The organism is Bellilinea sp. (genome assembly GCF_034432615.1).
GTDB lineage: Bacteria > Chloroflexota > Anaerolineae > Anaerolineales > Anaerolineaceae > Bellilinea.
Genome location: NZ_DAOUBL010000280.1, coordinates 1 through 12898, shown reverse-complemented (window position 1 = coordinate 12898; position 12898 = coordinate 1). Strand labels below are relative to the sequence as shown.

The following is a 12898-nucleotide window of genomic DNA, read 5'->3' as shown; positions in this document are numbered from 1 at the left end:
GCGCGGCGGAGGACGTGCGCAAAGCGCTGGAATATCACCCCGGTTTTACACCGGCAGTTGAACTGGCAAATTTGCTCGGAATCCAGCCATGAGGGGAGTTAAACCATGCTGCGCATTTTGCACTTTGCCGATGCTCACATAGATATTGCCAATTACGGCCGGCATGACCCGCAAAGCGGCCTGCCCATGCGCGTGCTGGACTTTTTGAAAGCGTTGGATACGATTGTGGATACCGCCATTGCGGAGAACGTTGATCTGGTGCTGTTTGCCGGGGATGCCTACAAAGACCGCACCCCGGCACCGACCTTCCAGCGTGAGTGGGGCAGGCGCATCATCCGTCTCAGCCGTGCCGGCATTCCCTGCGTGCTGCTGATTGGCAACCACGATCTTTCTCCGGCGCTGGGGCGGGCGCACGCTTTACAGGAATATCAGACGCTGGAAGTGGAAAATGTATTGGTGATTGACAAGCCGCGCCTGCTGCGGCCGGATGACCTGTTCGGTTTACCGCTGCAAATCATGGCGATCCCGTGGATTTCGCGTTCTTCGCTGATGGCGCACCTGCAGATCAGCGCAACCGAGCCGCAAAAAATCCATGAGGAAATCGAACAGCGTTTGCAGGAAATTGTGCAGGACTGGTTCAGGCAGACCGACCGCAACCTGCCCACCGTACTGGCGGCCCATGCGACCGTGCAGGGCGCGCGCTACGGCAGAGAACGCAGCATCATGCTGGGCAATGATCTGGTGCTGCCGGGTTCGCTGGTGCGCGACAACCGGTTGGATTATGTGGCGCTGGGTCATATTCACCTGCGCCAGAATTTGAACGAGGGCGGCCATCCGCCGGTGGTGTATCCCGGTTCGATCGAGCGGGTGATTTTGGGGAGGCGAATGACCGCAAGTACTTTGTGATTGCCAGCGTGGAAAAGGGCAAAACGGAACTGGACTGGCGCGAACTGCACGGCCGGCGTTTTGTTGACCGAACGGTCAACCTGATGGATGCGGCCGCCGCAGCCAGCGACGGCAGCCTTTCGGTGATGGAGCGTATTTCAGGTGCGCTGCCGCCGCGCGAAGAACTCCGCGATGCGATTGTGCGGCTGGCAATTGACTACCCGCGCGACTGGGACGCGCTGATTGACGAGGTCAGCCTGCGCCGCCATGCCGAACTGGCGTTTGATTTTCAACTGGTACGCTGCCCGCACGTTTCGGCCCGCGGGCGCATGGGTGAGGTTGAAAACATTGCGGCCAAGTCCCCCCTGGAATTGCTCGAATTATACTGGGAAACCAAAGGTGAACCACCCGAACACATCGAGGAACTCAAACAACTGGCCGAACAAATCATTCATCAGGCGGAATCTTCAACCATCGAATTTCCCGTTGAATCCGAATGAACAATCCCATTCTTGAAATCGGCTTAATTTTTCTGCTGCTGCTGGCAAACGGATTGTTTGCTTTCTCGGAAATTGCCATGGTTTCGGCGCGCAAGGTGCGTTTGCAGCAAAAGGCCGAGGACGGCGACGCGGCTGCGCGGGCTGCGCTGGAACTGGCCGAATCACCCAACCGTTTTCTCTCGACGGTGCAGATTGGCATTACCCTGATCGGCATTCTGGCCGGCGCGTTGAGCGGTGCAACGCTGGCCAACCGGCTGGCGGCCTGGATTGCGCGGGTGGATTTTCTGGCGCCTTACAGCGGCGGACTGGCGCTGGCGCTGGTGGTCATTCTGCTGACCTATTTTTCACTGATCATTGGCGAGTTGATTCCAAAACGGCTGGCGATGAACAACCCCGAAGCCGCTGCCAGTGCGGTTGCCCGTCCGATGCGTTTTCTATCCAATATCACCTTTCCGCTGGTTCGTCTGTTGAGTGCCTCCACCGACCTTGGACTGCGGATTTTGGGCATTCGTCCATCGAATGAACCGCCGGTAACCGAGGAAGAAATCAAAGTACTGATGGAGCAGGGTACCCAGGTGGGGGTGTTCGAGGAAGCCGAGCAGGACATGGTGGAGAGTGTTTTCCGCTTGGGCGACCGCTACATTGATTCGATCATGACTCCCCGCACCGAAATTGAATGGATTGATCTGGACGAAAGTCCGCAGGAAATCCTGCAGGATATTCTGGAAAGCAGCCACAGCCGTTTTCCGGCGGCACAGGGCAATCTGGATAATGTCAGCGGCATCCTTTCTGCCAAGGACTTTCTCAGTAAAATGGTCAGCGGAGAGCCTTTTGAGGTCAAATCGCTCTTGCAGCCGCCCTTGTTTGTGCCGGACAGCATGTCGGCCCTCAAGGTGCTGCAATTGATTAAGACCGCCGGCGTACATGAAGCGCTGGTGCTGGATGAATACGGCGGTCTGTTGGGAATGGTCACCCTGTATGATGTGCTGCGCGCCATTGTGGGCGAAATGCCCGGCCCCGGCCTGGATGGCGGCCCGCAGATCCTGCAGCGCGAGGATGGTTCGTGGCTGGTGGATGGCCTGCTGCCGGTGGACACCTTGAAAGAATTGCTGGAAACCGAGCAGCTGCCGGAAGAAGAACGGATCGGTTATCAAACGCTGGCGGGTTTCATTCTCAGTCAACTGGGCAGCATCCCCGCTGCCGGTCAGCGCTTTACCTGGGGGGATTTTTCTTTTGAGATTATGGACATGGACGGGCGCAGAATTGATAAGGTGCTGATCAGCCGCCTGCCCACACTGCCGGAGGAAACTGATCCATGATTCCGCTTCGCTTGCAGATAAAGGGTTTTCTTTCCTACCGCCAGGCGGTAGAGATTGATTTCAGCGAACTGCAGCTGGCTTCGATTACCGGCCACAATGGCGCGGGGAAATCCACCCTGCTGGATGCGATTACCTGGGCATTGTTTGGAGAAGCCCGCCGCCGCGATGATGCGATCATCAATAATCAGGAAGATGCCGCAGAAGTCATTTACGAATTTTTATATGAGAACAATCATTACCGTGTGCAGCGCAGCAAAGTCCGCCACAAAACTGCGCTGCTGGAGTTTTACACGCTCAACGAGCAGGGTGTCTGGAAGCCGTTGACCGAGCATTCCCTGACCGAAACCGAAAAACGCATCCGTTCGGTGCTGCGCATGGATTACCAGACCTTCATCAACGCATCCTTTTTCCTGCAGGGCAAAGCCGATCAGTTTGCCCAGCAGAATGCCGCCAACCGCAAACGCATCCTTTCCAATATTCTGGGACTGGAAGTGTGGGAAGCTTACCGCGAGGCTGCCCGAAACCGGCTGCGGGACGCCGAATGGCAGTTGGGCAGTATTGATGAGCAAATCAAAGAAGCCGAAGCCGAATTGTCCGAAGAAGAGGAACGCCGGAAGAAACTGGCGGAATTGAAAAAAGAGTTGAAACAGGTTTCCGCCCTGCGGGAAGCGCAGGAAAAACGGCTGGATGACCTGCGCCGGCTGGCGGCGGCGCTGGAGGAGCAGCACCGCATGGTCAACATGCTGGCTGACCGCCTGAACAGTGCCGAGCAGAAGCACAACGCCAAACTGCAGCGGCTGGAAGAACGCCGCCGCGAGGCAGACCAATTGCAAGAAACACTGGAACAGGCTGAGGTGATTGAGGCAGCCTATGCCGCCTGGCAGGCAAGCCGTGCCGAACTGGAGCGCTGGAATCAACTGGCGCAGCAGTTTCAACAGTTACAACAGCAGCTTGTTGAACCGCAAACCCTGCTGGAAAGCGAACGCGCCCGTCTGCAGGAAGAACTGCGCAGCCTGCAGCAGCAGGAAGATCAGGTCAGGCAGCAGCTAGACCAGCTGGCTGAACTGCGCAACAAACGGCAGGGGTTGATGGACCTGCAGCAGGAACTGAAAGCCCGCCTTGAGGAGCGGGAGCAAATCCAACAGCAAGTGCTGGAACTGAAAGAGCAATTCGCCAGCCGGCGGGTTGAAATTGGCTACTGGCAGGAGAAGATGGACGCGCTGACAGAGCGTCTGGAACGGCTGCATGCCGATGAACAAAGCGGTGTCTGCCCGTTGTGCGGCCAGCCGCTGGGGGCAGCCGAGCGCAAAGCGCTGCTCAAGCAGCTGGAGCAGGAACGCAAAGCAGCCCAGCAGGCGGCTCAAAACCTTCAACAGCAGGTGGCGCAGTACCAGCGCAGCCTGCAGCAGCTGGAAAAACACCTGAAAGAAACCCAGACCGCCGATCTGGACCTGCAAGCCAATCAGCGGCAGGTGAGCGCGCTGGAAGCGCGTATTCAGCAGATCGAAGAGCGAAGCCAGGAGTGGCAGCGCGGCCCGGCAGCGCGCCTGAAAGAGGTGGAGCAAATTTTGACCAGCGGTCAGTTTGCGCCGGAAGCCCGCCGAAAAATTGCCGAAATCAAAAAGGCACTCGACCGGCTGGGATATGACCCGCAAGAGCACGAAGCCGCCCGGCGGGCTGAGCAGCAAGCCCGCACCGCGGAACAGGCCCTGCGCCAGCTGGAAGCCGCCCGCGCCCAGTTGAAACCCTTGCTGAATCAAATTGCCGAGCTGGAGCAGGAAACCCGGCAGGATGAAATCCAGATTCAACAGCTGCGCGCCGAATACGAGCAGATTGAAGAAAAGTACCGCCGGGAGTCGGCAGACCTGCCTGACTTGCAGGCGCTGGAACAGGAACTCTTTGCCCGGAAAGATGAAGAGAATCAGCTGCGCTACAAAATTGGCGCCGCCGAACAAAAGGTGAATGTGCTGGTCAGCGTCCGCGCGCGCTTGAAGGAAAACCACAACCGGCGGGAGGAATGCGCCCGCCTGATTGCCCGCTTGAAGATCCTCGACCGCGCCTTTGGCAAGGACGGCGTGCCGGCCCTGCTCATTGAGCAAGCCTTGCCGGAAATTGAAGCGCGTGCCAATCAAATTCTCAGCCAGCTTTCCAACGGTGGCATGAACATCCGCTTTGAAACCCAGGCTGAGTACAAGGACAAAAAACGGCAGGACAAAAAAGAAACCCTGGATATCATCATCAGCGATTCGGCCGGCATCCGTCCTTATGAGATGTACTCCGGCGGCGAAGCCTTCCGCGTCAATTTTGCCATTCGACTGGCGCTTTCGCATGTGCTGGCAAACCGGGCCGGTGCCCGCCTGCAAACGCTTTTCATAGATGAGGGCTTTGGCAGTCAGGATGCCGAAGGCCGCCAGCGGTTGATTGAGGCGATCAATGCGGTCAAAGAGGATTTTGCCTGCATTCTGGTCATCACCCATCTGGATGAATTGAAGGATGCCTTCCCGGCGCGGATTGAGGTTGAGAAGAACAATCACGGCTCGACCGTGCGGGTGCTGACCTTATGAGCCTGATTCCGATCCGGGTGGGTATTCAACAACGCATTTTACCCAATTACCGCGCGCCTTTCTTTGAGGCATTGGGGGTGGCCTGCCCGCGCGGGCTGGGGGTATTTGCCGGTTTGCCGCGTCCCGGCGAAGCGGTTGAATCCCAGCGGACGCTTCAATCCGCCGAGCTGAGCCGGGCGCGCAACCTGCACCTGTTTGGAGGGCGGTTTTACCTGTGCTGGCAGGCCGGCTGGCGCAGCTGGCTGGAAACATGGCAGCCGGAAGTCTTGATTCTGGAAGCCAACCCGCGTTACCTCAGCACACCCTTGATGATGCGCTGGATGCGCCGCCGCCGTCCGCTGATTGGCTGGGGATTGGGCGCGCCGCTGGCGGAAAGCGATCGGGCCGGTTTGGAAAAGGTAATCTGGCAGCGGTTCATAATCCGCTTCGATGCGTTGATCGCTTATTCCCAGCGCGGCGCCGCGCAGTACGCCCGGCTGGGATTCGACCCTCAGCGGATTGTGGTGGCGCCCAATGCGGTTGCGCCTCGTCCGCTTCAGCCGCCGTCCCAGCGCCCGGCGCAGTTCGAGGCCGGCCGGCCGCGCGTGCTGTATGTGGGACGGCTGCAGGCCCGTAAACGGGTGGATTTGTTGCTGCGCGCCTGTGCAGACCTGCCGCAGCAGGTTCAGCCGGAGGTGTGGATTGTGGGTGAGGGGCCGGTGCGCGCTGAATTGGAGGCGCTGGCTGAAAGCATTTATCCCAACACCCGCTTTTGGGGAGCACTTTTCGGCAGCGAGTTGGAACCGCTCTTTCAGCAGGCCGACCTGTTTGTCCTGCCCGGCAGCGGCGGACTGGCGGTGCAGCAAGCCATGGCCTATGCCCTGCCGGTGGTGGTGGGTGAAGCCGACGGCACCCAGTCCGAGCTGGTTACGGAGCAAAACGGCTGGCTGCTGCCACCCGGCGATGTGGCAGCCCTGCGCGAAACCCTGCAGGATGCGCTGTCCGAGCCGGCCCGTCTGCGCCGGATGGGGCTGGTTTCCTATCAGATTGTGCGCGGGCGGGTCAATCTGGAAGCGATGGTCGCCGCCTTTGCGCGGGCGGTTGAACTGGCCGCAGACCATTGTGGTTACCCGTTGAACCGGCCCAATTCAGGCGGAGATTGAGCCATGCACATTCTGCTGGTCGCCGATGGGCGCAGTCCGATTACCTTGCGCTGGCTGGATAACCTGCGTGAACTGGGATTGACCTTTTCGCTGGTTTCCACGTTTCCCTGTCCGCCGCCGCCCGATTCAGCCCACTTTGCCGTGCTGCCGGTTGCCTTCAGCGGGCTGACGGGTGGACAGGCTGTTTCTTCTGCGGGCGCAGGCGGGGGTAAGGCAGCCACTTCCGCCCGACGCCGCTGGGTGGCCGGCCTGCGCCGCATTTTGCTGCCGCTGCGCTACCGGCTGGCGCCGCTCAGCCTGCCGCGTTCGGCACGGCGCTACCGCCAGGCGTTAGCGGCCATTCAGCCGGATGTTGTCCACGCCTTGCGTATTCCATTTGAGGGTATCCTGGCGCTTGCCACACCGCAGGATTTGCCGCTGGCGGTTTCCATTTGGGGCAATGACCTGACCCTGCATGCGCCCGCCACGCCCCAAATGTCTCGCTGGACACGGGCTGTCCTGCAACGGGCGGATGGATTGCACGCCGATGCGGCGCGTGATCTGCGCCTGGCGCGGGCGTGGGGCTTTGCACAGGAGCGTCCCAGCCTGCTCATCCCGACCAGCGGGGGGATTGATTTGCAGCGCATGCAGAAGGGGCTTCAGCCGCTGCCCGGCGAGCTGGAAGCGCGCATCCCGCCCCATCAATGGATGGTGATCAACCCGCGCGGGGTGCGCGCCTACACCTGTACGGCGGCGTTCTTTCAATCCATTCCACTGGTATTGCAGCACCATCCGCATACCGTGTTTGTTTGTCCCGCCATGCAGGGAGAACAAGAAGCAGAAAAATGGAAACGGCGTTTGAATCTGGATGAACGGGTGGTTTTGCTGCCATCCCTGCCGCAAACGCAGTTGTGGGGGTTGTTTGCGCGCAGCGCGGTTTCGGTTTCGGTGACCACCCACGACGGCACCCCCAACACCCTGCTGGAAGCCATGGCCTGCGGCAGTTTTCCGGTAGCAGGCGATTTGGAAAGCCTGCGGGAATGGATCACGCCGGGCGTCAACGGGCTGCTGGTGGAGGGACACAAAGCCGATTCGATTGCGGCGGCGGTGGTGCAGGCGCTGAGCAGCCCGCAGCTGCTGCAGCAGGCAGCCGAATTCCATCGGCGTTTGATTGCCGAGCGGGCAGAAGTTCAGCAAATGCGCCTGCGTCTGAAGGAGTTCTATGATCGGGTTGTACAGCGGGTAAAGGCCTAAGTTCGGTTACAAAAAGTGTGCTGATGGCTGTTCGTTTCTTTGTTCTCTCTGGAGGTTTTTCTCATGTCTCTTGAAACTCCACCGTCTGAGCAGATTCAGGCGTATATTGCCAGTCTGTTTGCTGTTGAGGATGAAGTCCTGCGTCAGATTCGGGAGCAGACCGTCGAACAGGGCCTGCCGCAGATTGCGGTCAGCGCTGAAGAGGGGGCGTTTCTGGCGCTGCTGGTGCGCCTGTGCAGAGCGCGGCGGGTGCTGGAGGTTGGCACCCTGGCGGGTTACAGCACCGTCTGGATGGCGCGCGCGCTGCCGGCAGACGGTTACCTGGTCACCATTGAAAAGTCAGCAGTCCACGCCGAAATCGCGCGGCGCAATTTTACGCTGGCAGGAGTGGAGGGCAAAATTCGTTTGCTGATAGGGCAGGCCAACCTGATGCTCAAAAAAGCGGCCGCCTTTGCGCCATACGACCTGATTTTTTTGGATGCCGATAAAGAAGGCTATCCGCAATATTACGAATGGGCTTTGCGGCACCTGCCGTCCGGCGGGGTGATTGCGGCGCACAATGCTTTATGGGGCGGGAGTGTGGCAGGTAATGTCAGCAGCCCGATCATCGAGGCTGTGCGCAGTTTTAATTTAAGGGTTGCACGGGATGAAAGGGTAGCGGCGCATCTTTATCCGGCCGGGGATGGCACCCTGATTGCGGTTAAAAAGTAAGTGAGGCGGTTTTGATGATGGGGAGCAATTTCGATGGCTTTCTCAAAGTTCCTTGACAATCCTAAACCGTTGTATCGAAACTCGAATTCTGGCGACACGAACCCCCACCCACCTCCCCCAATATCGCCAAAGCGATATTGGGGGAGGCGCAGGAGGGGGCAAAATCGCTCAATTTGACACATCAGTGGATTATTCCGAATAAGACATCGGTCAGCACCCGCCGGCTGCTGTTTGACCGTTTTCGACTTTGAGAAAGTCCTGGAGCAATTTTCAGTCGCTCTTCCGGTGTTTTGCGGGTAAAATTAATAACAATGGTTGGTGTGCTCTAAGATTGGGTCGAGGATGAAATCATGAGTGAATCGGCGCCCATTCGGGTGATGCTGGTGGATGATCATGCCGTAGTACGCAGTGGTTTGAGCGCGTTTTTGATGGCATTTGATGATCTTGAACTGGTGGGAGAGGCAGAAAACGGGCGGCAGGCCGTTCAGCGCGCCGCTGCACTCCAACCGGATGTGATTTTGATGGATCTGGTCATGCCGGAAATGGACGGTGCTGCTGCAACCCGCCAGATTCGCGAGGCATACCCGCACATTCAAGTCATTGCGCTGACCAGTTTCCGTGAGGATACGCTGGTGCAGGCGGCTTTACAGGCAGGTGCGATCAGTTATCTGCTCAAAAATGTTTCGGCGGATGAACTGGCCCAGGCCATCCGCGCAGCGCATGCCGGGCGTTCTACGCTGGCACCGGAGGCGGCGCAGGTGCTGATTCAGGCGGCCACCCGCCCGGCTGCCCCCGTGTTTGAATTGACCGAGCGCGAGCGGGATGTGCTGATCTGGATGGTGCGCGGTTTGAGCAACAACGAAATCGCTGCCAAACTGGTGGTCAGCCCCTCGACGGTCAAGTTTCACGTCAGTAATATTCTGTCAAAACTGGGAGTTTCCAGCCGAACCGAAGCGGTTGCCTTTGCGCTTCAGCAGCGGTTGGTTGAATAAGCCGGAAGAAAGGTTTACCCCTACCCATGTGCAGGGGAGAAAAACCCTTCCCCTGAACGTGCACATTTGGGTGTTTTAGGCTAAAATTTTGCCGGAGGTCGTTGGTGGAAACGTCGAATTGGATGCCAAAGGATGCCATTCTGGTCACCTATGCGACCCGTTCAGGTTCTACGGCGGAAGTGGCTGAGGTGATTGCCTACGAAATCGGGCAGTTTTGCGGCCGGGTGGATGTTGCGCCAGTGCAGCGGGTGCGTGATTTGCGTCCCTACTGGGCGGTGGTGCTCGGCAGTCCGGTGCGCCATGCCCGCTGGCTGCCGGAGGCAATTGCCTTTTTGAGCGCGCAGCGCGCTACCCTGCGCCTGCGCCTGATGGGGGTTTTTCAACTGTGCGGCAGCCTGTGTCAGGATACACCTCAAAACCGCGAGGCTGCCCGGCAGGCCTACGAGGAGATCCGCCGCACCTTTCCGGAATTTCGTCCCCTGGAAGTGGGCATGTTTGCCGGAAGGGTCAGCGAAGAAATGTTGCAGCACGCCGTCCACGGCGGGCAAGCCGCGCTTAAGCCGGGAGATTGGCGCGATTGGGAGGCCATCCGCGAATGGGGGCAGAAGATGGGTAAAATTTTATTCGGGATGTGCCAGCCATCCCTGCCTGTCCGCCTGCCGCCCGAAAAACTGTAAACCCTTTGTATAATCTTTCCCGCTGCTGAGATTGCGATTTTCATCAGCGCCTGTTTATAATCCAATCGTCAGGGTAATTACCGGAAAAGGAGAAGTGAAAATGACCTGGACAGTGGATCGTAAAAAAGTGCTGATTACGGGCGGCACGGATGGAATTGGCAAAGTGACCGCCTTGGAACTGGCTAATCGGGGTGCGCATGTGATCATCATTGGGCGCAACCCGCAAAAAACGGAACAAACCGTTCGGGAAATACGCGAGCAGAGTGATAACCCCAGAGTGGATTTTCTGATTGCGGATCTTTCGGAGCAGGAGCAGGTGCGCCGGGTGGCCGCCGAATACCGCCATCGCTATGACCAGCTGCATGTGCTGATTAACAATGCCGGAGCATTTTTTGCCAAACGCGAATTGACCGCTGATGGTTTGGAGAAGACCTTTGCACTCAATCATCTGGCATATTTTCTGCTCACCCACCTGCTGCTCGATCTGTTGACGAAAAGCGCACCGGCGCGGATCATCAATGTATCCTCTGCTGCCCATTTTGGCGGAAAAATCAATTTTGACGATTTGAATGCCGAAAAAAGTTACAGCGGTTGGGGCGCCTATTCCAACAGCAAGTTGATGAACGTGCTGTTTACCTACGAACTGGCGCGCCGTCTGCAAGGCAGCGGAGTCACCGTGAACTGCCTGCACCCCGGCTTTGTGGCCACTCAGTTTGGTAAAAACAATGGCGGGCTGATTGGTTTGGGGTTGAGCCTTGTTCAGCGGGTTGGGGCAATTTCTCCCGAACAGGGCGCTGAAACTACGCTTTACCTGGCCACCTCGCCGGAGGTGGAAGGCATCACCGGCAGGTACTTCGACCAGAAAAAGGCAGTTGAGTCTTCCAAAATTTCACAAGATGAGGAAACCGCCCGGCGTTTGTGGGAGGTCAGTCTGGAACTGACCGGATTGAAGGAAAAGACCGCCTGAAATACGCCTGAGTGAGCGGGCGGGTTATAATACTCCTGTCGTCGAAAAATTTCAGCGACAGGAGTATTTATGTGGCGTAAAAATCTGATTGGGATGGTTATGCTGCTGATGTCACTTGCGGCTTGTACGCAAGCCATTCAAACCCCGCCGGTGGATCGAAAAACACCCCTGCCCGGCTGGTATGACCCACGAGTGCTGACCCCTACACCGGTGCAGGAAAATAACCTGCCGCCCGATTCGTCCTTCTTTCCCCCGGCGGTACTGGCTGCCCGTCAGCTTCTGGCAGTATCATTGGGTCTGGATGAAACCACCATCAGCGTGATTCGCGTAGAATCCGCCGATTGGCCGGATGGCTGCCTTGGATTGGGTGCCGAAGAGGAAGCCTGTACCGAAGAAATTGTGCCGGGCTATCTGGTGGGGCTGCAAGCCGGTGATCAATTCTTTGAATTTCGCACCGACCTGGAAGGCGGGCGCATCCGCCCGGTGCCGGCCGTTCAAGAGGCTGCCGTAACGGCTGCCCGTCGTCATCTGGCGGAACGGCTCTCACTTGCCATGCCCGCCGAGGCGGTGCTGGTAGAAGCACTTGCGGCAGAGTGGCAGGATTCCTGTTTGGGTTTACCCCAGGCAGGGGAGGAATGCCAGCCGGAGGTCATCAACGGTTTTCGGGTGGTCTTTGCCGTGCAGGGTTTGCAGTACATTTATCACACCAATGGCGATGGCAGCCAGCTGCGGCAGGCTGGAGTCAAGAGTGCGGATGATGGGCAGTCTTACCTGATTCTGATCTCCGGTTCCCAGGGTGAGGATTGTCGAATTATTCAGGTTGGCTTGGGCGGCCTTTCGGACGGGGCGTGTGGCAGTGTGCTCGAAGGGCGGTCTTTTGTCAATTTACAGCGTCCGCTGGAACTGGCAGAGTGGATTCGCCAGTTTGCATCGTTTCAAATGGAAACACCCTACGGCTGGCTGTCCTTTCAAGGGCGCGGTACAGGTCAGCCTGCGGTGGAAGAGGGCCGCGCCCTGGCGGCCTGGGCGGGGCTGGCAGCGGCCGAAGTGCGCGCCGGGCAACCGGCTGACCAATACCGCCTGCTTTTGTGGCAGCGCAGCGGCGGAATTGCCGGTTTTTGCGACACGCTGGAAATTTACGAGAGCGGCTGGGCGTACGCCGCCGATTGTAAAAGCACCCCGCCTGCCTCACGCGGGTCATTGCGCCTTTCAGCAGATCAGTTGAAAATGTTGTATAATTGGGCAGATCAGCTTGCGCCTTTTGACGCTCGCCGCAGCGATGGGGTAACCGATGGTTTTGAATACTCATTGAACTGGTATGGGCGGGGGGATGGTCAGGTGTCTTCCTCCCAGCAAGAGGATGTACTCAACTTTGCGGCGGAGATCTTTTCTCAAATTCAACCTTAGCCAACCGGCACTGGAAGCCAAGGTAATCGCTTCCGGTTAGGGGGAGGAGGCTCCCTACCCTCCTCCCCTGATTGATTCTGACCCTATTGGACCAGTTTTCACAGCGGGATGATCCAGTCAACAGGAGTGGAACACCGACCTCGAGTGGCAGCCAGCACAGGCCTGTTTGTGATGCTGGCACTCAGTTTTGGACTGAATGCCTACCTGCTCTTCCTGCAGCCGGTTGGCGTGCTGAGCCTGCGGCGGCTGGCTTTGGCGGCGGGAATTGGCGGGGCTTTGAGCGCGGGGGTCTGGTTTTTTGCGCGCCGCCGGGGATATTCCCTGACCGAATGGTGGGGGAATTTTGTCCGCCGCAGCAATCTATGGCGGGCGGGACTGCTGCTCTCGGTGGTGCTGCATCTGATTTACCCCGCCCCGCCGGGGCATTTGTTTGCACTGCCAGTGCGGCTGGAGTTGGAGTTCCTGCCGCTTTCCGGGCAGCCTGCTGAGGTCAGACTGGTC

The 12898-nt window shown here is 58.4% G+C and carries 12 protein-coding genes; all 12 read left to right on the top strand.

The genetic code is table 11. The features are described from left to right. The first annotated feature begins 105 nt into the window (after positions 1–105). Positions 106–906 carry an exonuclease subunit SbcD gene (locus tag VAE48_RS12810; RefSeq protein ID WP_322793723.1) on the top strand — a complete coding sequence of 267 codons (801 nt, stop codon included), beginning with the start codon at positions 106–108 and terminating at the stop codon, positions 904–906. Next, the gene (locus VAE48_RS12805; protein WP_322793722.1) at positions 903–1385 is read left to right on the top strand and encodes a hypothetical protein; all 483 of its coding nucleotides are present in this window, start codon (positions 903–905) and stop codon (positions 1383–1385) included. Before VAE48_RS12810 ends, VAE48_RS12805 begins: the two co-directional genes overlap by 4 nt. Next, complete coding sequence (locus VAE48_RS12800) at positions 1382–2704, top strand: hemolysin family protein (RefSeq protein ID WP_322793721.1); 1323 nt, start codon at positions 1382–1384, stop codon at positions 2702–2704. The genes VAE48_RS12805 and VAE48_RS12800 overlap by 4 nt, the downstream gene beginning before the upstream one ends. Then, positions 2701–5268: an SMC family ATPase gene (locus VAE48_RS12795; protein WP_322793720.1), complete on the top strand. Its 2568-nt coding sequence runs from the start codon at positions 2701–2703 to the stop codon at positions 5266–5268. Before VAE48_RS12800 ends, VAE48_RS12795 begins: the two co-directional genes overlap by 4 nt. Next, entirely contained in the window at positions 5265–6410 is a 1146-nt protein-coding gene (locus tag VAE48_RS12790) for a glycosyltransferase family 4 protein (RefSeq protein WP_322793719.1), read from the top strand. Before VAE48_RS12795 ends, VAE48_RS12790 begins: the two co-directional genes overlap by 4 nt. Before the next feature lie 3 nt (positions 6411–6413). Next, complete coding sequence (locus tag VAE48_RS12785) at positions 6414–7643, top strand: glycosyltransferase family 4 protein (protein ID WP_322793718.1); 1230 nt, start codon at positions 6414–6416, stop codon at positions 7641–7643. A gap of 63 nt (positions 7644–7706) precedes the next feature. Beyond that, positions 7707–8354 carry an O-methyltransferase gene (locus VAE48_RS12780; RefSeq protein WP_322793717.1) on the top strand — a complete coding sequence of 216 codons (648 nt, stop codon included), beginning with the start codon at positions 7707–7709 and terminating at the stop codon, positions 8352–8354. Between the two features lie 350 nt (positions 8355–8704). Then, positions 8705–9346, top strand: a complete 642-nt coding sequence (locus tag VAE48_RS12775; protein WP_322793716.1) for a response regulator transcription factor — start codon at positions 8705–8707, stop codon at positions 9344–9346. A 104-nt stretch (positions 9347–9450) separates the two neighbouring features. Continuing rightward, entirely contained in the window at positions 9451–10023 is a 573-nt protein-coding gene (locus VAE48_RS12770; protein WP_322793715.1) for a flavodoxin domain-containing protein, read from the top strand. A 100-nt stretch (positions 10024–10123) separates the two neighbouring features. Then, positions 10124–10990, top strand: coding sequence for an SDR family oxidoreductase (locus tag VAE48_RS12765; RefSeq protein WP_322793714.1), 867 nt, complete (start codon positions 10124–10126; stop codon positions 10988–10990). Between the two features lie 69 nt (positions 10991–11059). Further along, positions 11060–12397 carry a hypothetical protein gene (locus tag VAE48_RS12760; protein ID WP_322793713.1) on the top strand — a complete coding sequence of 446 codons (1338 nt, stop codon included), beginning with the start codon at positions 11060–11062 and terminating at the stop codon, positions 12395–12397. A 144-nt stretch (positions 12398–12541) separates the two neighbouring features. Beyond that, a partial coding sequence (locus VAE48_RS12755) for a hypothetical protein (RefSeq protein ID WP_322793712.1) occupies positions 12542–12898 on the top strand: 357 nt, incomplete at its 3' end.

Bases quoted from the DNA above. Each gene is read 5' to 3' on its own strand.
- VAE48_RS12775 (WP_322793716.1), top strand. From the start codon at position 8,705: ATGAGTGAATCGGCGCCCATTCGGGTGATGCTGGTGGATGATCATGCC.
- VAE48_RS12760 (WP_322793713.1), top strand. From the start codon at position 11,060: ATGTGGCGTAAAAATCTGATTGGGATGGTTATGCTGCTGATGTCACTT.
- VAE48_RS12795 (WP_322793720.1), top strand. From the start codon at position 2,701: ATGATTCCGCTTCGCTTGCAGATAAAGGGTTTTCTTTCCTACCGCCAG.
- VAE48_RS12765 (WP_322793714.1), top strand. From the start codon at position 10,124: ATGACCTGGACAGTGGATCGTAAAAAAGTGCTGATTACGGGCGGCACG.
- VAE48_RS12790 (WP_322793719.1), top strand. From the start codon at position 5,265: ATGAGCCTGATTCCGATCCGGGTGGGTATTCAACAACGCATTTTACCC.
- VAE48_RS12785 (WP_322793718.1), top strand. From the start codon at position 6,414: ATGCACATTCTGCTGGTCGCCGATGGGCGCAGTCCGATTACCTTGCGC.
- VAE48_RS12780 (WP_322793717.1), top strand. From the start codon at position 7,707: ATGTCTCTTGAAACTCCACCGTCTGAGCAGATTCAGGCGTATATTGCC.
- VAE48_RS12800 (WP_322793721.1), top strand. From the start codon at position 1,382: ATGAACAATCCCATTCTTGAAATCGGCTTAATTTTTCTGCTGCTGCTG.
- VAE48_RS12810 (WP_322793723.1), top strand. From the start codon at position 106: ATGCTGCGCATTTTGCACTTTGCCGATGCTCACATAGATATTGCCAAT.